The following is a 20,965-nucleotide window of genomic DNA, read 5'->3' as shown; positions in this document are numbered from 1 at the left end:
TGGACATCCCGCGTGGGACTTCCTTCGTGGCCGCCGAGTGACTTCCGCACCGCGCTCGCGCCGTGACCACGCGACGCGCCGTGACCGCGTGGCGCGGCGAACCCGCACCGCGCCCGCACTGTGGCCGGGCGAATCCGGCACGGCATTCCGGCACGGCAATCCTTCGCGGCTTTCCGCGTGGCACGGATTGTCGGTCGCAAATGGGGGCCGTGGCTCCGCGCCGGGCACCGAATCGGGGCCCGGTCTTTGTCAGCGCGCTGACAGCGGGCGCTGACGAACTGTCAGTACGTCGTCTAACCCCACGACACCCACGGGAGCACCCTGGTGCCTCGCCCCACCGCCCGGCCGCCCGCCGACACAGCAGCGCGACCGCCCCCACGAGTTGGAGCCGCCATGACCGACGCCCCGCCCGCCGCCGACGCGTCGCTGACGGAGCACCTGCGGCACTGGGCCCGCCACCGGCCACAGCAACGTGCCTTCAGTCACGTGCAATTCCCCGACCTGGCATCGGCGGGACTGCACCGCACGCTCGGCTGGCGGGCCCTGGACACCCGCGCCCGCGCCGTGGCCGACCGGCTGCGGACACTCGCCGCGCCCGGGGACCGGGCCGCCCTGGTCATGCCCCAAGGGCTCGACTACGCGGCTGCCTTCCTCGGCTGCCTCTACGCCCGCGTGATCGCCGTACCCCTCTTCGGTCCCCAACTCCCGGGCCACGAGGGAAGACTGACGGCCGTCCTGGCCGACTGCGAACCCGCCTGCCTGCTCGCCGACGCGGCCACGGCCCCATCGGTGGCGGCGTTCGTGCAGGATCACGGGCTGCCGGTGGTCCCCGTCGTTCCTGTGGACGAACTCCCTTTCCGGCAGGTGGCCTTCGACGAGACCGCGCTCCCGGCTTCGGCGGACCCCGACGACATCGCTTACCTCCAGTACACCTCGGGCTCCACCCGGGCGCCGGCCGGCGTGATGATCAGCCACGCCAACATCGTCGCCAACGCGCGCCAGGCCATCGACGCGCTCATCGCGGACCCCGCGACCACGACGACGGTCGGCTGGCTACCGCTCTTCCACGACATGGGACTCGTACTCAGCGTCGCGGCGCCCGTCGTGGGAGGCTTCCCGTCCGTCCTGATGGATCCGGTGGCCTTCCTGGAGAGCCCGGTCCGCTGGCTGCGCCTGTTGGGGTCCTACCAGGGGACGGTCAGCGCCGCGCCGAACTTCGCGTACGACTACTGCGTGGCCCGTACCGACGCCGCCGCGCTCGACGAACTCCGCCTGGACCGCGTACGCGTCCTGATCAACGGCAGTGAACCGGTGCGGCCGGGGACGATCGACCGCTTCCACACCGCGTTCGCGGCCACCGGCCTGGACCCGGCGGCCCACTGTCCCGCGTACGGGCTCGCGGAGGCCACCGTGTTCGTGACGGCGGACGGGCACGCGACGGTGCCCACGACGGTGCGGTGCGACGCCGACGCGCTCGCGGAGGGGCGCGTCGAGCCTCAGGCGGGAGACCTCTCGCACGCGGACACGACTCCGCTCGTCTCCTGCGGCGCGCCCGTCGGGCAGGAACTGGAGATCGTCGGCCCGGGCGGTGAAGTCCTGCCGCCCGACCGGGTCGGCGAGATCCGGCTGCGCGGCCCGAACATCGGGCGCGGCTACTGGAAGCACGCGGACCAGCCTTTCTGCGACCCGGAGGGCCGACTGCGCACCGGCGATCTGGGCGCGCTGCACGAAGGACGGCTGCTGGTCACCGGCCGTCTCAAGGACGTGATCATCGTCGACGGGCGCAACCACTACCCGCAGGACATCGAGGAGACCGTGCAGAGCGCCGTGGCCCTCGTCCGCCGCGACCGGCTCGCCGCCTTCGGGGTGCCCCGCCCGGACGGCACGGGAGAGGAACTCGTCGTCATCGCCGAGCACCGCCGGGACGCCGAACCGACGGCGGACGAGGCGCACGACGCGGACCGCACCGCGCGAGCAGCCGTCTCCGCGCGCCACGGACTGCGGCTCGGGACTCTGCGGCTCGTCCCGCCGGGCTCGGTGCCCCGCACCAGTAGCGGAAAGGTGGCCCGGGCGGCGAGCCGGGCGCGCCATCTCGACGGAGGGTTCGGTCCCCGATGAGCCTCTCGCACACGGAGATCCGCGCGGTGATCGTCGGCCGGCTGACCTCCTGGTACGGCCTCGATCCCGGCGAGATCACCGACGACCGGCCGCTGGCGGAGCTGGGGCTCACCTCGCGCGACGCGGTGGCGCTGACCTCGCTGCTCGGCGATCTCGCCGGGCGGCGGCTGCCGGACACGCTGCTGTGGGACACGGGCACGATCGACGCGCTGGCGGGGCGGCTGACGGAGGAACGGCCGAGGACCACGCCCGCGAAGGCGCGCCGGTCGGTGGCAGCGACACAGCCGCTGGGAGACGCCGTGCCGGGCGTCGCCGTCGTCGGTCTCGGCTGCCGGTTCCCCGGCGGCGTCGACACACCGGACGCCTACTGGCGTCTGCTCACCGAGGCCTCGGACGCTGTCGGTACGGTCCCCGCAGGCCGCTGGGAAACGTCGGCGCACGCCGAGGTCACCGCGCACGGCGCCTTCCTCGACGACATCGCGGGCTTCGACGCGGAGTTCTTCGGCATCGGCGCGCACGAGGCCACCGCCATGGACCCGCAGCACCGCATGCTCCTCGAAGTCGCCCGCGACGCCCTCGACCACGCCGCGCTGCCCGTGACCGGACTCGCCGGTACCCGCACCGGGGTCTTCGTCGGCATCAGTGGCAACGAGTACGCGCACCTGACAGCCACCGCCCCCGACGCCTGGACGGCCACCGGCGCCGCCCTGAGCATCGCGGCGGGCCGCCTCTCCTACGCCATGGACCTGCGCGGCCCGAGCCTGGCCGTGGACACGGCCTGCTCGTCGTCACTGGTCGCGGTGCATCATGCCGTGCGGAGCCTGCTGACGGGGGAGAGCGACACCGCGCTCGCCGCCGGGGTGAACCTGCTGCTGTCGCCCGCCGTCACACTCGCCTTCGAACGGGCGGGAGCGCTCGCGCCGGACGGCCGCTGCAAGGCGTTCGACGTCACCGCCGACGGGATCGTCCGCGGTGAGGGCTGCGGTGTCGTCGTACTGAAGCGGCTCGCCGACGCCGAACACGACGGCGACCGTGTCCTGGCGGTCATCCGGTCGACAGCCGTCAACTCCGACGGCCGGTCCAACGGCCTCACGGCCCCCAACGCCGAGTCCCAGCGCGCACTTCTCGCCGAGGCGCACACCGACCCGGGGACCGTGGACTACGTGGAGGCCCACGGCACCGGAACGGCACTCGGCGATCCCATCGAGGCGGGCGCCCTCGGCGCGGTGCTCGGCGCCGGCCGAGATCCCGACCAGCCTCTGCTCATCGGCTCGGCCAAGACCAACCTCGGACATCTGGAGGCCGCGGCCGGAATCGCCGGGCTGATCAAGACCGTACTCGCCCTCCACCACGGTGAGATCCCGCCCCAACTGCACTTCACCCGCCCCGGCCCGCACGCCGACCTCGACGAACTCGGCCTGCGCGTCGTCACCTCGCCCGAGCCGTGGCCGCGCTACTCCGGGACGGCCACCGCGGGCGTCTCCGCCTTCGGGTTCGGCGGCACGAACGCGCATGTCACGCTCACCGAGCCCGACCGCCGCGCCCGCACCCGCCCCGCGGACCCGATCGAGCGGCCCGCACTGCTGCTGCTCGACGCGCCGACCGGCGAACGTGTCCGCTCGTACGCGGCTGAACTCGCCGACTGGCTCTCCGGCGAGCCGGGGTTGCGCGAGAGTGACCTGGCCCGCACCCTCGCGGGCCGCACGGGGCGCGGACGCCACCGCGCGGCCGTCGTGACCCGGGACCGGTCCGAGACGGCGAACGCCCTGCGCTGCCTGGCCACGGGCGGGCCGTCCCCGCACCTGGTCAGGGCCGAGGGCGCGGTGGGCGCTCCCGTCTGGGTCTTCTCCGGCTACGGCTCCCAGTGGCCCGGCATGGGGCAGCGACTCCTCACCGCCGAACCCGCGTTCGCCGAAGCGGTCGAACGACTGGATCCGCTGCTGCGCCGGAACACGGGTGTCTCGCTGGGCGCGAGCCTTGCCCCGGACGCCGACCTGTCCTCACCCGCCGTCGTCATGCCCGTCCTGTACGGCATGCAGCTCGCGCTCGCCGAACTGTGGCGGTCCTACGGCCTCGAACCCGCCGCCGTGATCGGGCACTCCCTGGGCGAGATCGCCGCGGCCGTCGTCTCCGGGGCGATCGACTCCGTCACCGGAGCGCACATCGTCGCCGTACGCTCCCGGCTGCTCGCGGGTCTGACGGGCGGCGCCATGGCCGTGGTCGACCGGCCCGAGCGCGAGATCGGCCTGCTGGCCCGCGACCTGCCCAGCGTCCAGGTCGCCGTCCACGCCTCGCCCGTGCAGAGCGTGGTGACCGGCTCCGCCGAGGAGGTGGCGGCGATGGTGGCCCGGGTGACGGCGGACGGCGGGTTCGCCCGGTCCCTGGGAGTGTCGGGGGCGGGCCACTCGCCCGAAGTCGAGCCGCTGCTCGGAGAGTTCGCCCGGGAACTGGGCGACGTACCGTCCACGGATCCCGCCTGTCGGCGCTACTCGACCGTGCTCGACGACCCCCGGGGTACGTCCCCCTGCGACACCGCGTACTGGGTGGCGAACCTGCGACGGCCCGTCCGGTTCGCACAGGCCGTACGCGCCGCGGCCGAGGACGGCCACCGGGCCTTCCTCGAAGTCGCCCCGCACGCCACGCAGTTGCACCCGCTCACCGACACCCTGCCCAAGGGCTCCCTCGTCGTCCCCACTCTGCGGAAGAACACCGACGACGCCCTGACCTTCCGCACCTCACTCGCCACGCTCCTGGTGAACGGTGTACGAGCCACGGGGCTGCGTGAGAGGTTCTCCGGACACATCGTGGATGTACCCTCGCCTCGCTGGCGCCACCGTCACTTCTGGTTCGGTGAGGAAGCTGACGTTTCCATGGCTCCGGCAGCCCCGGCGGCGCGCGACGTGATTCCTGTGGAGCGGCTCCGCAGTTGCGTCGCCGGGGTCATGGGGTACAGCCCCGACCGCATCGACGCCGATGTGCCGCTGACCGACCTCGGCCTCGACTCGCTGACGGCCGTGCGGATACGAGGAGTCGTGGAGCGGGAGTTCGGGGTCACCCTCGAGCCCGGAACCCTGCTCAGACAGGGAACTCTCCGGGCGGTGGCAGAACTCCTGGGCGCCGGGCCCCTATCGCGTGAACCAGGTCTGCCCGACCCGGGACCGCGGGAACTCGGCGAGACTCCTCTCCGCGGCCTCACCACCACCGGGCCCGGCACCCCGCTCTTCCTCGCGCACGCCGCCGGAGGCTCCTCCGCCGTGTACGCCCGCCTGGCGGAACACCTGGCCGGTCAAAGGCCGTTGTACGGATTCGACCGGCAGGCCGACCCCGACGACGTGCCCGGGCGCGCCGCGGAGTTCGCGCGCCGCATCCGGGAAGTACGGCCCGACGGGCCCTGGAACGTCGGTGGTTGGTCCTACGGCGGGGTCCTCGCGCAGGAGACCGCGCGGCTCCTGGCCACGCACGGCAAGGTCTCCGCACTCGTCCTGCTGGACTCGGTGCTGCCCCTGCCGGCGCCGCCCGGCCTGGAGCCGGCGGACATCGCGCGACGCCGTTTCGCGGACTTCGCCGGGTATGTGGAACGCACGTACGGCGTGCCGCTCGACCTGCCGTACGACGAGCTCGCCGGCCTCGACGACACCGCGCGGATCGACCTCGTGATCAAAGTGCTCGGCGCGTCCGTGGCCCTGCCGCCCTCTGTGCTGGAGCATCAGCGGACCTCGTACCTCGACCTGCGCAGCGGGGAACGCCACCGGCCGGGGCGGTACGAGGGCCGGACGCTGCTCTACCGGGCGAGCGAGCCCGCCCCGCACACGGTGCGCGATCCCCGCTACGAGCGCGACGACGCGACGCTGGGCTGGGACGCGTACTGCACCGACCTCACGGTCGCGCCGCTGCCCGGCCACCATCTGTCCCTGCTCGACCCACCGGTCGTCGACACGCTCGCCCGGCTGCTCACGCGCGATCTCAGCGACTCCTGAACCCGCCGGCTCAGCCCAACGACCTCTGACCGGCTGCTTCCGAGCAGCGACATCTCACCCGCCGCTCGCGAACAGCGACTTCCGCCCCGCCGCTTCCCAACGAGGAGTAGGCCCGTGCCCGTACCCCGTCCCACGCGCAGAACCGTCCTCCGCGCCGCAGTCGCCTCCACAACAGCACTGGCGGCCACGGCAGTCGGCGTCACCCAGGCGATGGGTGACAGTGCTCGTATCACCGCCGAGAACTGGCTCGACGGCCGGACCGTCGACCTCACGGTCGCCTCACCCGCGGTGGGCGCGTCCCTGCCCGTCCGTGTCGTGCTGCCGACGGGATACGCCGCCCAGCCCGACCGCACCTGGCCCGTCCTCCACCTCCTCCAGGGCGCGCACGACGACTACACGTCCTGGACCCGGGAGACGGACGTCAGTGACTTCCTCGCCGGGCAGGACGTCCTCATCGTGATGCCCGCCTCGGGACCCACCGGGATCCCGACCGACTGGTGGAACTACGGGCTGTCGGGCGCCCCGGACTACGAGAGGTTCCAGGTCGACGAGGTGATGGAGCTGCTGCGGCAGAGATTCCGGGCGGGCGGCAGACGCGCCGTGGCCGGGGTCTCCACCGGCGGCTACGGCGCGCTGGCGTTCGCCGCGCGGCGCCCCGGCGTCTTCGGTGCGGCGGCCTCGTACAGCGGAATCCTCGACACGACCGCGCCGGGCATGCCGATCGTGGTCAGCGCCATCGTGGCGCGGGAGTCGCTGGTGCCGCTGACCCTGTGGGGGAGTTCCCTGCTCAACTGGGCCATCTGGGACCGGCACAACCCCTACGCGCTGGCGCGCTCGCTGGCGGGCACCGGACTGTACATCTCGCAGGGCAGCGGCCTGCCGGGCACTGACTTCGGCAACCTCGAAGGCGCCTTCCTGGAAGGAAGCCTGTGGAGCCAGGCGCAGGGTTTCGCCCGGCATCTGGGGCTGCTGGGCATCCCGGCGCGGACGCACTTCTACAGCGGCGGCTCGCATGCCTGGCCCTACTGGCAGCAGGAGTTCAAGGCCTCGTGGCCGACTCTCGCCACGGGTCTCGGACTCGGCTGACCCCCCTGACCCCTGGCCGGCCGTTCCGGCCCTTCGAAGGAGGAACACATGGATGTCCTGGCCGAGGCCGTCGTGGCGGGAGCCCCCGCCGCCGAACTCGAACGCCTGCCGGTGCCCGCCCACTTCACGGCGGCACACCTGAGGGACGAGGACGTCGGCGGTTTCACCGGCGTCGCCGACAAGGACGTACGCAAGACGATCCACATCGGGCCCGTGCCGATGCCCGAACTCGCCCCGAACGAGGTCCTCGTGGCCGTCATGGCGAGCGGAATCAACTACAACACGGTGTGGTCGGCGATGTTCGAGCCCATCCCGACCTTCACCTTCCTGCGGCAGTTCGGGCGCCAGGACCGTTGGGCGGCCCGGCACGACCGGCCCTTCCACGTCCTCGGCTCCGACGCGGCGGGCGTGGTCGTGCGCACCGGCTCCGGGGTGCGCAGATGGCGGGTCGGCGACCACGTCGTCGTCGGCCCCACGTACGTCGACGAGGAGGAACCGGCGACGCACGCCGACGGCATGCTCGGAACCGGCCAGCTGGCCTGGGGTTTCGAGACCAACTACGGAGGGCTGGCCCACTACTGCGTCGCCCGCACCACTCAACTCCTCCCGAAACCCGGCCGCCTGAGCTGGGAGGAGGCGGCCTCCAACACCCTGTGCGCGGGCACGGCGTACCGGATGCTCGTCAGCGACCGCGGGGCCCGCATGACGCAGGGCGACATCGTGCTGATCTGGGGAGCGGCGGGCGGCCTCGGCGCCTACGCGGTGCAACTCGTCCGCAACGGCGGAGGGATCCCCGTGGGCGTCGTCAGCAGCGAGGCGAAGGCGGAGTACGCCCGCGCCCTCGGCTGCCAACTGGTGATCAACCGCGCGGAGATAGGCCTTTCGGGAAGCGAACCGGCAGACCCCGCCACCGTCGGCAAGCAGCTCGGCAGGCGCATCCGGGCGGCGACCGGCGAGGACCCGCACATCGTCTTCGAGCACGTCGGCCGGGCCACCTTCGGCGTCTCCGTGTTCGTCGTCCGGCGCGGCGGTGTCGTCGTCACCTGTGGATCCAGTACGGGCTATCTCCACGAGTTCGACAACCGCTACCTCTGGATGCGCCTCAAGCGCGTCATCGGCAGTCACGGCGCCAACCTGCACGAACAGGCCGCCGTGAACCGTCTCCTCGACCTCGGCGGCATCAACCCCGCCCTCACCGCCACCTATCCGCTCACCGACACGGCGGAGGCCGCCCGGCTGGTCCAGAACAACGCCCACATGGGCAAGATCGGCGTGCTGTCACTGGCCCCCGGCCCCGGCCTCGGCATCACGGAAACCGAGCCTTCGGGAGGGCTTCTGCGCGTTCCTGCCGGAGCGTGATCGAACACACTCCGTCACCGTGTGCTGCCCTGCGGCATTCGCGTCGAACTCGGCCCACCAGAGGCCGAGTCAGACGTCCGGTATCAGGTTTCAGGCGTCGTGCGCCGCGTGAACCCGCTCTCCTCCCACGTAGGTCAGCGCGACCTTCGTCTCGCCGATCGCCTCCGCCGGTCCGGCGAACGGGTCGCGGTCCAGGACGGCCAGATCCGCCAGGGCCCCCACCCGTACGCTGCCGGTCTCGTCGAGGTGGTTCGTGTACGCCGATCCCGCGGTGTACGCCGTCAGTGCGGCCGTCAGACCGATGCGCTCGGAGGGAAGGAACACCGGGCCCCTTTCGTGGGGGGCCACCCGGTTCACGGCGACATGGATGCCCTGGAGCGGGTCCGGGCTGCTGACCGGCCAGTCGCTGCCCGCCGCCAGGCTCGCCCCGGACCGCAGGAGCGCGCCGAACGGATACTGCCAGGCTGCTCGTTCGGCCCCCAGGAAGGGGATGGTCAGCTCGTCCATCTGCGGTTCGTGCGCGGCCCACAGCGGCTGGATGTTGGCCGTGGCGCCGAGGCGCGCGAACCGTGGTACGTCGTCGGGGTGCACGACCTGGAGGTGGGCCAGGTGCGGACGTGTGTCGCTCGGCCCGTTCGCCCTCCGTGCCGCCTCCACGGCGTCCAGTGCGTCGCGTACGGCACGGTCGCCCAGCGCGTGGAAATGACACTGGAAACCGAGGGAATCCAACTCGGTGACATATGAGGGCAGTTGCAGTGGATCGATGAAACTGGTGCCCCGATTGGCGGTGGCGCAGCCGCACTTGTCGAGGTAGGGGTCGAGAAGCGCCGCCGTGCCGGTCTCGGCGACCCCGTCCAGCATGAGCTTGACGCTGGTGGCGCGGAACCGCCCGTGGCTCAACGCGGCCCGTCTCTCGACGAGTTCGGGAATCTGCTCGGCCCCGCGCTCACGGTCCCACCACAGGGCGCCGACGACCCGAGCGGTCAGCGAGCCCTCGCGGGCCGCGGCCAGATAGGCCTCGGACGGGTCGTCCATCCCGACGAACTCCCCGACCAGCGCGTCCTGCCAGGCGGTGATGCCGAGCGCGTGCAGATGCCGTTGGGCGTGCAGCAGGGCGGCGAGCCGGTCCGCCGGAGTGGCCGAGGGTGTGAGCCGGCCGACGTACTGCATGGCCCCCTCCTGGAGCATCCCGGTGGGCTCGCCCGAGGCGTCCCGTTCGAACCGGCCGTCGGCGGGGTCGGGCGTGTCCCGGGTGACCCCGGCGAGTTCCAGCGCGCGGCTGTTCACCCAGGCGCCGTGGTGGTCGCGGTTGGGCAGGTACACGGGCCGGTCCGGTACGACCGAGTCCAGCAGTTCCTTCGTCGGCGTACCCCCTTCGAAGGCCTCCATGGACCAGCCGCCGCCGGTGATCCACTCGCGGCCGGGGTGCGCGTCGGCGTAGGCGCGGACGGCGGCGAGTGTGTCCCCGGCCGTCTTCGTGCCGGTCAGGTCGCACTGGGAGAGTTCGAGACCGGCCGGTACCGGATGGATGTGGGCGTCCTGGAACCCGGGCAGGAGCAGCCGTCCGGCGAGCTCGACGACCTCGGTCCGCGGACCGATCAGCTCGTGCGTCCCGGCGTGCCCGACGGCGGTGATCCGGTCGCCGGTGACGGCGACGGAGACCGCGGCCGGCCCGTCGGGGGTGAGGACGGGGCCGCCGGTGAAGAGGAGGTCAGCGTGCATGTTCCGTTTCCTTGGGTGAGCGGGTGAGCGGGTGAGCGGGCGCGGGTTGTTCCGGTCAGCGCGAAGTGGCCAGCAGTTGGGGCGCGTCGGCGTCGGTGCCCCGGCCGGTGCGGAAGTACGGGGACTTGCGCACCCACTTGGCCCACGCGGCGGCCAGGAATCCGGAGGCGATCATCAGGGTGGGGGTGAGCAGCAGGAACCACCCGTTGTCCGCGCTGAGTTCGAAGTGGTCGGTGGAGGTGTAGAAGGACCAGACCAGATAGCCGCCGAGTCCGAGCAGCGCCGCCGCGCTCAGGGACGGCAGTACCACGGCCCGGATCCCCTGCCGCCAGTCCTCGCGCAGCAGCCCGCGGAAACGCACGGCGGCGGCGAGAGCCGTGAGCGCGTAGGAGAGGGCGACGACGATCCCGACCGCGTTGACCGTCGCCATGATCATGTCGGCGAGCCGGGGGATCACCAGCGCGAGCGCGGCCACGCCCGTCGCCAGCGCCCCGATGAGGAGTGTCCCGGCCGCCGGAGTCCCGTACCGGGCACTGACCCTGGACCACACGGGGCCGAGCGTACGGTCCCGGCTCATCGCGAACATCCCGCGGGCCGTGGGAATCACTCCGGCCTGGAGCGAGGCGACGGCCGAGACCATCAGGGCCACCAGCGGCAGTGCGGCCAGTGGCTGTGAGGCGAGCCGCTCGCCGAAGAACGCCAGCCCCTCGGCGCCGTGCCCGGCCAACTCGTCCTCGGACAGCACACGTTGGAAGGCGATCGAGCCGAGCAGGAACAGCCCCAGCATCGTCACCAGCGTGATGATCCCGGCGCGGGAGGCGTCCTTCGGGTCCCGCACCTCCTCGTTCACCGTGAACGCCGCCTCGAATCCCCAGTAACAGAACACCGACAGCAGCAGACCCTGCGCGAGCGCCGACGCCGAGGGGATCGCGAACGGGTCGAACCAGCTCAGGCTGAAGGCGTGCGGGCCGGTGACGATGCCGTATCCGCAGAAGCCCAGCAGGACGACGTACTCGAAGACGAGCAGCCCGCTCTGCAGCCGCGCGGCCGTCCTGATCCCGGTGACCGCGGTGAACGTGACCGCGACGAGGATCCCGATGCCCACCACCGTCGTCTGGGCCGTGGAGCCCGGGTCCAGCGCGAGCCCCGCCACCTCGTGCACTCCGGCCTGACCGGCCAGTTGGAGGATCGCCGACCCGGTGACCGCCGTCGTGTAGGCGAGGAACGCCACGGTGGCCACGATGCTCACCCAGCCGACCAGGAAACCGAGCCAGGGACTGAGCGAACGGCCCACCCACACATAGCCGTTGCCCGCGTTCGGCTCGACCCGGTTCAGCCGGGTGTAGGCACCGGCGATGCCGAGGACCGGCAGGAAGGCCAGCAGCATGATGGCGGGCAGATGCAGCCCGACCACCCCGGCGGTCACCCCGAGACCGATGCCGATGCTGGTGGTCGCCGCCGTACTGGACGCGGCGATGGCGACGCCGTCCACGAGGCCGAGGGACTTGCGCAGGGCCGGGGGGCGGGTCGGCGGGTCCACACCGTACGGGTTCTGCGTCATGGCCTGCTCCGATCGCATCAGGAGGCGGGCGCGATGACGGCCCGGTGACCGGAAATGAAACTGCCCGGAGACTTAACAGGTCAACGCTGTTGACATAAGCTGCCCCGCAGCACCCCGGGGAGTCAGGGAGAGTCCATGAACGACCGAGTCGTCCCGCCCGCCGCCCGAAGGCGCAGGCGCCCCACCAAGACCGGGGTCGTGCTCTCCGAGGAGCTGATCGTCGAGACGGCGCTGCGGCTGCTCAAGCAGCACGGCGCCGACGCCCTCACCGTGCGCAGACTCGGCCTCGCACTCGGCGCCGACCCCAGCGCCCTGTACCGGTACTTCCACGACACCGACGACCTGCTCCTGGCCATCGCCGACGAGCTCATCGGCCGTACGCTGCGCACCTGGCACCCCACCGGCGACTGGCGCGCCGACCTGCGGACTCTCGGCCTCGGAGTGCACTCAGGAGCCCTCGCGCACCCCCAGGCCGCCGTGCTCAGTTCCTACCGCGTCACCGGCCGGGTCCACGAGATCCAGGCCGTCGAAACGATCCTCGGCGTACTGCGCGGCGCCGGCTTCCCCGACCCCGAGGCCGTCCGGATCTACCACGCCTTCGTCGACCAGGCCCTGGCCTTCGCGGCCCTCGACTCCGCGAGCGTGGCCCTGCCGCGCGCCGCCCGCGAGGCGGAGGCCGGCGTCTGGCGGGCGACGTACGCACGGCTGCCGGCCGACACCCACCCGCACATCGCCGCCACGGCCCGCCACCTGGTCGCCGACATGCGGCGCAGTGCCTACCCGGCGGCGCTCGACCTGCTGTTGACCGCGGCGGCGGCCCGCCTGGCGGAGCTGACGGAACAGGGGAACGCCCGCCCGTCACACTGAACGCCGCCCAGCCGTCAACTCCGTACGACGTCCACCAGGAGGCCGCTCTATGACGAACCCGCCCGCCCGCACCTCGAAGCAACGCATGCAGGACACCCTCAACCGGCTGGAGCACGACGAGGACACCTGGGTGTCCAGCGCCGACGCCGACGGGGGAACGCCCTACCTGGTCCCGCTGTCCTTCCTCTGGGACGGCGCGACCCTGCTGCTGGCCACACCGGCCGCCAGCCCGACGGGCCGCAACCTGCGGGCCACCGGCAGGGCCCGCCTGGGCATCGGCCCGACCCGTGACGTGGTGATGATCGAAGGCACGGTGCGCACCCTGGAAGCCGCCGAGCTGCCGGACGGGGTCGCCGACGCCTTCGCCGGCAGAACCGGCTTCGACCCGCGCCGACTGAGCACCCACTACCTCTACTTCAGCGTCACGCCGTGGCGCGTCCAGGCCTGGCGCGAGGCCAACGAGATCGCCGGACGCGACCTCATGCGCGACGGCGAGTGGCTCGTGGCGGACTGAATCGGCCGTACGGGGTAACAAGGGGGGCGTGGCAGCAGACGCCCGGGGAGGTGGTCGGCGCCAGGGATCCCTACGGAGGAAGCATGACACTGGTCACGGCAGGCGTCGTGGTACTGGACTGCGCCGAACCCGAGAAACTCGCCGCCTTCTACAAAGAGCTGCTGGACGCCGAGGAAACCGACGCGAACGCGAACCGTGTGGAGATCAGGGGCACCGACGGCATCCGGATCGCGTTCCGCCGGGACATGTCGGCGACGCCGCCGAGCTGGCCGCGCCCCGAGAGCTCCCTCCAGGCCCACCTGGACTTCTACGTGTCGGACCTGGACGAGGCGGAGCGCCGGATCATCGGCCTCGGCGGGCGTTCCCTGGAGACGAGGGACGCCTCGGGGCTCTACGAAGAGCGTGGCTACGCCGATCCGTCCGGGCACTCCTTCACCCTTCGCTACGTGGCGGCGACGTCCCCGAAGCAGGACTGACGGCCGCGCAGATAGGTGCCCCCTGCACAGTGTGAGCCGGGTGCCCCTGGGAAACCGGTCGGGATGAGCACCGCATCGAAGGACCGCCCGGACCAGCCGGGGCAACCGGAGCGATCGGAAGGGCCGGGGCAGTCGGACCGCGGAACCCGGGTGACCGTGCTGGTAGCACTGGGCGCCAATCTGCTGATCGCCGTGGCGAAGGCGGTGGGCGGCCTGCTCTCGGGCTCGCCCGCGCTTCTCTCCGAGGCCGCGCACTCCGTGGCCGACAGCCTGAACGAGGTCTTTCTGCTCGCCGCGCTGCGCCGCAGCCGCCGTCCCGCCGACAGCAGGCACCCGTTCGGCTACGGCAAGGAACGGTTCTTCTGGTCGTTGCTCGCGGCCGTCGGCATCTTCGTGATGGGCGGCTGCTTCTCCTTCTTCCAGGGCTTCGAAGCCCTCGGGAACGGCGCCGACGAGTCCTTCAGCGGCTACATCGCGGGATTCGTCGTCCTCGGGGTGTCCCTGCTGGCCGAGGGCGCCTCGCTGCTGCGGGCCCTCCACCAGGTGCGCGAACAGGGCGGCAAGGGCGGCCTGCGCGATCCCGCGCTGCGAACGGTCGTCGCCGAGGACGGCACGGCGGTGCTCGGCGTGACCCTCGCGATGGCCGGTATGGCGCTGCACATGATCACGGGTCAGGTCGTGTGGGAGGCCTCCGCCTCCCTCGCCATCGGTCTGCTGCTCGTCGGCATCGCCTTCTGGCTGGGCAGTGACGCGCGCGAGCAGCTCATCGGGCGGGCCGCCGACGAGGAACAGCGCCGAGCGATCCGCGCCGTGCTGGACGCGCAGCCGGAGATCGACAGCGTGGAGGAACTGCTCACCATGGAACTGGGCCTCGACTCGACCCTGGTGGCCGCCCGCGTCGATCTCGTCCCGGGAATGGACAGCGAGCGGGTCGAGGACGTCGCCATCCGCATCAAGCGCTCCGTCGCGGAGGCCGTACCGCAGGCCGACCCGGTCTTCCTCGACGTGACCGACGCACGAACCGCACGGGCGGCGGCACACGCGGAGACGGCAGGGGAGGGCCCCGCAGCGGCGGCAGGGGAAAGCCCCGCCGCGACGGGGGGACGCGGCGAGGCCTGATGGCCGGGTGCCCGGCGGGCGGCCGCTCATGCGTGCCGCCGCGGACGAACTTCGGCGCCGGTCAGCTGTCCGTCGGCTCCAGCACGAATACCGGGATCTGCCGGTCGGTCTTCTTCTGGTAGTCGGCGTACGCGGGATAGGCCGCGACCGCGCGCTCCCACCACCGCGCCTTCTCCTCGCCGGTGACCTCACGGGCCGTGTACTCCCGGCGATCGGCGCCGTCCTGGAGTTCCAGGCGCGGGTCGGCCTTGATGTTGAAGTACCAGACCGGGTGCTTGGGGGCGCCGCCCAGTGAGGCGACCGCCGCGTAGCTGCCGTCGTGCTCGACGCGCATCACCGGGCTCTTGCGGATCTTGCCGCTCTTGGCGCCCCGGGTCGTGAGAATGACGACGGGCATCTTCGAGCCCTGCAGTGTCGTCCCCTCGGTGCCACCGGAGCTCTCGTACAGCTCGACCTGGTCGCGCACCCATTTAGTCGGGCTGGGTTCGTACTCACCCTCAAGAGACATCTCTTCCGTCCCATCGTCGCGTCGTACTGGTTCAGTCTCAGCAGAGTTCAACACCAGCACCGGCGCAACTCATCCCCCACGGCCCCGCCCGGCTCGCCCTATCGCTGAGCGTCCACCAACAGCCGCGCCGCCGCACCCGCCTGCGCGGCCGGATCCACGCTCCCCGTGATGCCCGCGGTGACCATGGCTCCCTCCGCGAGCAGGAACAACTGGCCGGTGAGCGGCGCGGGGAGCCCGGCGTCGGTCACCAGACTCCCCAGGTACGTCCTGAACGCCTGCTTGTGGACGCGGACCTGGGCGTTCACGCGCGGTGACGTGGCGCCCAGCTCACCGTAGGAGTTGATCCAGGCGCACCCGCGGAAACCGGGCTCCGCGAACCACTGTCCCAGCCAGTCGAACACCGCCAGCAGGCGCTGCTCGGGCTCGCTCTGCCGGTCGACGTGTTCGGCCAGCCGCCGCCGCCAGCGGATGTCGCGCCGCTCCAGATAGGCCTCCACCAACTGCTCCTTCGCGGGGAACAGTTGGTAGAGGCGCTTGAGGGAGACCCCGGAGGCGCCGCGGATGTCGTCCATGCCGACGCTCTGCACACCGCGCCCGTAGAAGAGCTCCTCGGCGGCGTCGAGCGCCTGCTCGCGGGCGAGGCGCAGCGCCTGTTCCCTGGCGAGGCCGGGTGCCTGCCCGCGCGTGGTCGTGCCATCCATGAACGGGCCCATCCTTGACGTGAGAACGATCGTTCTCTACGTTAGCAGACGCCCGGAGAACGCTCGTTCTCACTCGTTTCGGGGAGCTGCCATGACCGACCGCCCGCCCCTCCCGCCGTTCACCCGGGAGACCGCCGCCCAGAAGGTCCAGGCGGCCGAGGACGCCTGGAACACCAGAGACCCCCACAAGGTCTCGCTCGCCTATACCGAGGACTCGGTCTGGCGCAACCGCGACACCTTCGTACGAGGCCGCGCCGAGATCGTCGAACTCCTGACGGCGAAGTGGGCGCGCGAACTGGACTACGCCCTGCGCAAGGACCTCTGGGCCTTCGACGGCAACCACATCGCCGTCCGCTTCCAGTACGAGTCCCGCGACGCCGACGGCCAGTGGTGGCGCAGCTACGGCAACGAGCTGTGGGAGTTCGACGAGCGCGGCCTGATGGCCCGGCGCGAGGCGAGCATCAACGACGTACGGATCGAGGAGAGGGAACGCCGGATCCTTGGCCCCCGGCCCGACGCCGAACGTGGGGACACCTTCCCGGTTCGGTAAGGGCCCTCTCCGTGTCGATGGGCTGGGAACGGGTGTTGAACCTGCTCACGGCCTGCGGAAGATCGTGATGGAGTGACCCACCTCGTCCACCGGAGTGCTCCCGTCGAGCAGCGCCGCCAGCCGTCCTTCGGCCTTGGCGACCGCGGAGTCCGACACGACGAGCAGACCGTGCACCTCGCTCAGCGGCACCTCACGCGGGTCCGCCGCCTCGATGCCGTAGTACGACGGCACACCGGCGCCCTTGTAGACCAGCCAGACCCGTTCCTGCGCATGGCGCTCGGCCAGCCGGTCGGCGAGACGGCCCAGGTCCTGGCCCCAGTCGACGTTCGAGTCGTGCAGCCGCAGATGGGTCTTCGCCGGTCCGCCGAACGCCTCGTTCGAGTACGGCAGGTAGTAGGGGAACGTGCGCAGCGAACTGACGGCGACGAACAGGAGCAGGGTCGCCGTGACGACGTGCGCCCATCGCCGGCGGGACGCGACGAAGGCCGCTGCCGCCACCGCGAGGAACAGCGGCATGAAGAGGGCGTAGCGGACGCCGAGGTCGCGGGAGCTGTCCATCGCCGTGGCCAGCAGCAGAGCCGGCGGGATCAGGAGGTAGGGCGCCGCGGATCGCAGCCGCGGAGTGGCGACCACCGCCACCGCACCGGCGGACCACAGCGCCAGGGCACCGAGCGGCGTCTTCACCAGCAGCGCGGCCGGGAGGTAGTACCAGAGAGTGCCGCTGTAGTGCCGGCCGAACAGGAAGCCGTCCCAGGTGTGGTCCTCGTAGCGGAACTGGATGCGCATTCCGTCCCGGTACGGCTCCGGGAAGGGCAGCCGGTCGATGAGGAACCCGCGCAGTCCGTGGACGGCCGGGAGGTCTCCGGGCGCGGTCCAGCGCAGACGCGGGTCGACGACGAGGTACGTGATCCACACCGTGGCCAGGGCGACCAGCGCGACCCCCGACACCGCGGCCAGCGCCCGGCGCGCCTTCGCGGGCGTGCCGAGACCGGGCGTCCGCCAGACGGACACGACTGCCAGGAGCAGCACCACCGGAACGGCGGGCAGCATGCTCATCTTCGTGGCGATCGCCGCGCCGAGCGCCGCCCCGGCGAGCGGGAGGCCGGGCAGCGGACGCCGGCGCGCCCGCCACAGCAGCCACACCGACGTCAGCAGGAATCCGCAGGCCGGTACGTCCAGGGTGGCGAGCGAGCCGTGGGCGATGACGTCGGGCGAGAGCGCGTACAGGGCGAGCGCCACCAACCCGCCCGTGCGACCGGCGAGTTCACGGCCGAACGCGAGGACGACCAGCCCGAACAGAAGGGTCAGCACGATCACCGGCAGTCTCGCCCACAGCATCACCCGCCAGGGATCATTGCCCGACTCGTACAGCAGACGCTTTCCCAGGTCCGTCTGATCACCTCTGAAACCGGCGTCCAGGTGCGGCTGCGCGAACAGCAGCCCGCTCCCGATGATCAGTTTGCCCAGCGGCGGATGCTCCGGGTTGAAACGCAGGCTGTGCTGCTGGACGTAGACCGTCGCCGTGCCCACGTACACGGGCTCGTCGATCGTCGGCGTCTGCCGCACGGCCGTCGTGACCATCGCGACCGCCATCTGGACCAGCAGCGCGACCACCGCGAGCACGAACAGCCGCCGCCCGGGCGCCGGGAAGCGCCTCGGCGGGCTGTCGGTGTTCGCGGGCAGGCTTTCGTCCTGCCCGACGACGCGAAGTGTCGTCATGTCCTTCTGTACGTCCCCTTCGTGCCTCGGCGTTCACCCGAGGGCGATTCTCCTCGGACGAACGCCGGTCCACCGCCTGACCAGGGAGGTGGTCAGCGGGTCCTTCGGACGTACTCCTTGTCGCCGGGCGTCGACACCATCACGTCCCGGCGCACGATGCTCAGCCGGTCGCCGAAGGCCGAACGGGCCTTGCGCAGACCGCTGTCGGTGTACTCGATGACGACCACCCGGTCGTCGAACGCCTTCGCGTACGCCCCGCACTCGTCGTACTCGCCGCACTCCTCCGCCACCGCGAAGTCGAGCCCGGCTTTCTTCCTGAGCCCGGCCAGCTCCACGGTGTTCTTCTGGCCGATGGCGAGATGCCGGGAGTGGGCGTGGGCGGAGAGGAGGCTGATGAACGCGGTGACGTCGTCGGCGGTCAGCAGGTTCCGGGAGCGGGTGTAGCTGTCGTAGTTGTCCGGCTCGACCGCGTCGAAGCCCTTGTCCGCGCAGCCGTCGATCCACTGGTTGACCCGTGCCGCGACGCGCTCGCGCTTGGCCGGGGTGCCGATGTCGAGCAGCGCCTCGTTCCAGTCGCCGTCCACCACGACCTTGCCCCGCGCGTCGCGCAGCAGCAGGTCGGCGGGCCACTGGCGCCGTTCGCCCGGCTGGACCTGGAAGGCGTTGACGTAGCAGATGTTGTAGAGGCCGGGCGCCGGAGAGTCCGAACGGTCCCGGCTGACGATGCGCACCCCGGACGGCGGGGGATAGGCACCGCCGATCTGGTAGTCGAACCCCGCGTGCAGCGGGGGGAGTTCGACCGCCGACGGGGTGGGGCCGGAGGTCCGGGACGGGGCCGGACTGGGAGTGGGGCTCGCCGTCGATGTCCGGGTCCGGGTCGGTGTCGGCGTGACAGGCGGCTTCGAGACCGGGGTCGCGGTCGGGGTCGGACTCGACTGTCGTGGCGCGGCCGCCGCGCCGTCACTCTTGCCCTCGTCCTCGCCGGAACCGCAGCCCACCAGCATCGAAAGGGCCGTCAGGACGCCGACCGTCCCCAGGGCACCGACGCGGGCAACATGCTTGACGGACATGTCCGCTCCATCAATCTTGGGTACGGCCCCGCCTCGGACGCTCCCGCGATCCTGGCGACTTTGGCCGGACTTGAACCATGTCCGCTACCGGCTGGGCGTACCTCTGCGTGCCGGGTCGCAACACGGCACGGCATGATCCAAGCGTGCGGGTCCGGCCGAGTCAAGGGTGTCACCGGGCAGGGAGGCCCATCCCACATTCACCGGAGCAGGGGAACGACATCAGGAGAAATGACGTCAGTGCGGAGCCGGCGCCGCGAACTCGGTGCCGCAGGGGCCGGCGCCCTCGCTCCCGGGCAGCGCGACGGGTTCCCCGCTCATCGTCAGCGTCCGGTAGAAGCCGCCGATGCGCTCGGTTGAGCGGCCGACGTAGTGACCGATGAACGAACGGCGGAAGCGGTCGTCGCTGCGGTTGGGCCCCGAGCCGTGCACCAGGCTGCCGTTGAAGAACAGCACGTCGCCCGGCGCCATGTCGACGGGCACGGGGGTGAGCCCCGGCGGCGGGGGCACGTAGTCGCGCACGAAGGACAGCTCCGCGTCCGCCTCCTCGGGACAGAACAGGTCCATGCGGTGCGTGCCCGGCACGACCTCCAGGCCGCCGTTCTCACGGTCGATCACGTCGCAGGCGATCCAGGCGGCCACACAGGTGCCCGGTTCGACCCGCAGATAGAAGTTGTCCTGGTGCAGCGCCTGGCCCCGGGCGCCCGGCGGCTTGAAGTAGAACATGCTCTGCGCGGCCAGCACCTCCTCGCCCAGCAGCGTTTCCATGATGTCCCGCAGCCGCGGGTCGAGAAGCCGGCGCAGCGAGAGCGTGCTGATGCGGTGCGGGTGGAGGACCCGGGGATAGGCGTGCAGCGGATCGGCCGGGCCGTCGGTCTCCGTGGCGCGGGGCTCGAAGTGACCCGGCACGGGGCCCGCGGCGTGCAACGCCGTGAACTCGGCGCACAGCGCGTCGATTTCGGCGCCCGAGAACAGTCCGCGCACCACCGCGAAGCCGTCCTCCTCGAACCGGTGGCGCGGCCCGCTCATATCCGTGACGGTCATCCGGCTGTCCCTTCTCGGCTGGTCAACGATGCCTCACGCCCAGTCGCCGCGCCCATCGACCGGGTCCTCCGGAAACGCGCCCGGCGGACCGGACCTAAGGGGCCGCCGGCAGTGTCCCGACCTCCGGCGCCGGTTCGGGCCAGACCAGCAGGACGGGGCAGGGCGCGTGGTCGACCACGAAACGCCCCGCCGGCCCGAGGCTGCGCGGGCCGAGGCGGGAACGGTCGCCGTCGCGGGCCAGTACGAGCAGTTCGGCGCCCTCCGCCGCGGCGACCACCTCCCGCTCGACGCGCCCGGCACGCTCCAGCCGGGTGCAGGGCCGCCCCAGCCGCTCGGCCGCCGCGTCGAGGAGCCGCGTAGCGGCCGGGACGCCGAGGTTCTCCAGGCGGTCACCGGGGTCGGCCTCGGAACGCGCACGGCCGAGCAGTCCGGCGAAAGCACCGTGCGCCAGGCCCGGGACGTCGGACTGGTCGACGTACAGCAGGACCGGATCGGTGGCGTGCGGCGCGTGACGGCGTACGGCGTCCACGCACGCGGGCCAGGTTCCCTCGACGAGCCAGACGATCACCCGCATGAT

At 71.8% G+C, this 20,965-nt stretch carries 17 protein-coding genes; 9 read left to right on the top strand and 8 right to left on the bottom strand.

Annotated elements, in window-relative coordinates; translation table 11 throughout:
* Positions 1-393: 393 nt before the first annotated feature.
* The 4 genes from ACIBLC_RS11835 (at position 394) to ccrA (ending at position 8,540) form a co-directional block, all read left to right on the top strand.
* Complete coding sequence (locus tag ACIBLC_RS11835) at positions 394-2,118, top strand: fatty acyl-AMP ligase (protein ID WP_399210679.1); 1,725 nt, start codon at positions 394-396, stop codon at positions 2,116-2,118.
* On the top strand, positions 2,115-6,095 hold the full coding sequence (locus ACIBLC_RS11830) for an alpha/beta fold hydrolase (protein ID WP_399210678.1): 3,981 nt from the start codon (positions 2,115-2,117) through the stop codon (positions 6,093-6,095). Before ACIBLC_RS11835 ends, ACIBLC_RS11830 begins: the two co-directional genes overlap by 4 nt.
* 114 nt (positions 6,096-6,209) lie before the next feature.
* Positions 6,210-7,181 (top strand): alpha/beta hydrolase, encoded by a 972-nt coding sequence (locus ACIBLC_RS11825; RefSeq protein WP_399210677.1) that lies wholly within the window; start codon positions 6,210-6,212, stop codon positions 7,179-7,181.
* Positions 7,182-7,229: 48 nt separating this feature from the next.
* On the top strand, positions 7,230-8,540 hold the full coding sequence (gene ccrA / locus ACIBLC_RS11820; protein WP_399210676.1) for a crotonyl-CoA carboxylase/reductase: 1,311 nt from the start codon (positions 7,230-7,232) through the stop codon (positions 8,538-8,540).
* Positions 8,541-8,630: 90 nt separating this feature from the next.
* On the opposite strand, the gene ACIBLC_RS11815 is transcribed toward ccrA, so the two are convergent.
* Complete coding sequence (locus ACIBLC_RS11815; RefSeq protein ID WP_399210675.1) at positions 8,631-10,262, bottom strand: amidohydrolase; 1,632 nt, start codon at positions 10,260-10,262, stop codon at positions 8,631-8,633.
* Between the two features lie 55 nt (positions 10,263-10,317).
* The gene (locus tag ACIBLC_RS11810; RefSeq protein ID WP_399210674.1) at positions 10,318-11,823 is read right to left on the bottom strand and encodes an APC family permease; all 1,506 of its coding nucleotides are present in this window, start codon (positions 11,821-11,823) and stop codon (positions 10,318-10,320) included.
* Between the two features lie 135 nt (positions 11,824-11,958).
* Here ACIBLC_RS11810 and ACIBLC_RS11805 point away from each other — a divergent pair, with 135 nt between their 5' ends.
* The 4 genes from ACIBLC_RS11805 (at position 11,959) to ACIBLC_RS11790 (ending at position 14,799) form a co-directional block, all read left to right on the top strand.
* Positions 11,959-12,690 (top strand): TetR/AcrR family transcriptional regulator, encoded by a 732-nt coding sequence (locus tag ACIBLC_RS11805; protein WP_399210673.1) that lies wholly within the window; start codon positions 11,959-11,961, stop codon positions 12,688-12,690.
* 49 nt (positions 12,691-12,739) lie between these two features.
* Entirely contained in the window at positions 12,740-13,204 is a 465-nt protein-coding gene (locus ACIBLC_RS11800) for a pyridoxamine 5'-phosphate oxidase family protein (RefSeq protein ID WP_399210672.1), read from the top strand.
* Between the two features lie 83 nt (positions 13,205-13,287).
* Positions 13,288-13,680, top strand: a complete 393-nt coding sequence (locus ACIBLC_RS11795; protein ID WP_399210671.1) for a VOC family protein — start codon at positions 13,288-13,290, stop codon at positions 13,678-13,680.
* Between the two features lie 63 nt (positions 13,681-13,743).
* Positions 13,744-14,799 carry a cation diffusion facilitator family transporter gene (locus ACIBLC_RS11790; RefSeq protein ID WP_399210670.1) on the top strand — a complete coding sequence of 352 codons (1,056 nt, stop codon included), beginning with the start codon at positions 13,744-13,746 and terminating at the stop codon, positions 14,797-14,799.
* Between the two features lie 61 nt (positions 14,800-14,860).
* On the opposite strand, the gene ACIBLC_RS11785 is transcribed toward ACIBLC_RS11790, so the two are convergent.
* Both ACIBLC_RS11785 and ACIBLC_RS11780 read right to left on the bottom strand, forming a co-directional pair.
* Positions 14,861-15,307: a nitroreductase family deazaflavin-dependent oxidoreductase gene (locus tag ACIBLC_RS11785; RefSeq protein WP_399210669.1), complete on the bottom strand. Its 447-nt coding sequence runs from the start codon at positions 15,305-15,307 to the stop codon at positions 14,861-14,863.
* 98 nt (positions 15,308-15,405) lie between these two features.
* Positions 15,406-16,008, bottom strand: a complete 603-nt coding sequence (locus ACIBLC_RS11780; protein ID WP_399210668.1) for a TetR/AcrR family transcriptional regulator — start codon at positions 16,006-16,008, stop codon at positions 15,406-15,408.
* Positions 16,009-16,099: 91 nt separating this feature from the next.
* On the opposite strand from ACIBLC_RS11780, the gene ACIBLC_RS11775 reads away from it, so the two are divergent.
* The gene (locus ACIBLC_RS11775) at positions 16,100-16,558 is read left to right on the top strand and encodes a DUF1348 family protein (protein ID WP_399210667.1); all 459 of its coding nucleotides are present in this window, start codon (positions 16,100-16,102) and stop codon (positions 16,556-16,558) included.
* 45 nt (positions 16,559-16,603) lie between these two features.
* Here ACIBLC_RS11775 and ACIBLC_RS11770 read toward each other — a convergent pair whose 3' ends face one another.
* From ACIBLC_RS11770 to ACIBLC_RS11755, 4 genes are all read right to left on the bottom strand, one after another.
* Positions 16,604-18,277, bottom strand: a complete 1,674-nt coding sequence (locus ACIBLC_RS11770) for an ArnT family glycosyltransferase (protein ID WP_399210665.1) — start codon at positions 18,275-18,277, stop codon at positions 16,604-16,606.
* A gap of 92 nt (positions 18,278-18,369) precedes the next feature.
* Positions 18,370-19,347: an endo alpha-1,4 polygalactosaminidase gene (locus ACIBLC_RS11765; RefSeq protein WP_399210664.1), complete on the bottom strand. Its 978-nt coding sequence runs from the start codon at positions 19,345-19,347 to the stop codon at positions 18,370-18,372.
* Positions 19,348-19,581: 234 nt separating this feature from the next.
* The gene (locus ACIBLC_RS11760; RefSeq protein ID WP_399210663.1) at positions 19,582-20,388 is read right to left on the bottom strand and encodes a phytanoyl-CoA dioxygenase family protein; all 807 of its coding nucleotides are present in this window, start codon (positions 20,386-20,388) and stop codon (positions 19,582-19,584) included.
* A 94-nt stretch (positions 20,389-20,482) separates the two neighbouring features.
* Positions 20,483-20,962, bottom strand: a complete 480-nt coding sequence (locus ACIBLC_RS11755; protein ID WP_399210661.1) for a universal stress protein — start codon at positions 20,960-20,962, stop codon at positions 20,483-20,485.
* Between the last annotated feature and the right edge of the window lie 3 nt (positions 20,963-20,965).

Source organism: Streptomyces sp. NPDC050535, from assembly GCF_044457665.1.
Classification (GTDB): domain Bacteria; phylum Actinomycetota; class Actinomycetes; order Streptomycetales; family Streptomycetaceae; genus Streptomyces.
The sequence above is the reverse complement of the archived record's forward strand: the minus strand, read 5'-3'. Positions and strand labels throughout refer to the sequence as shown.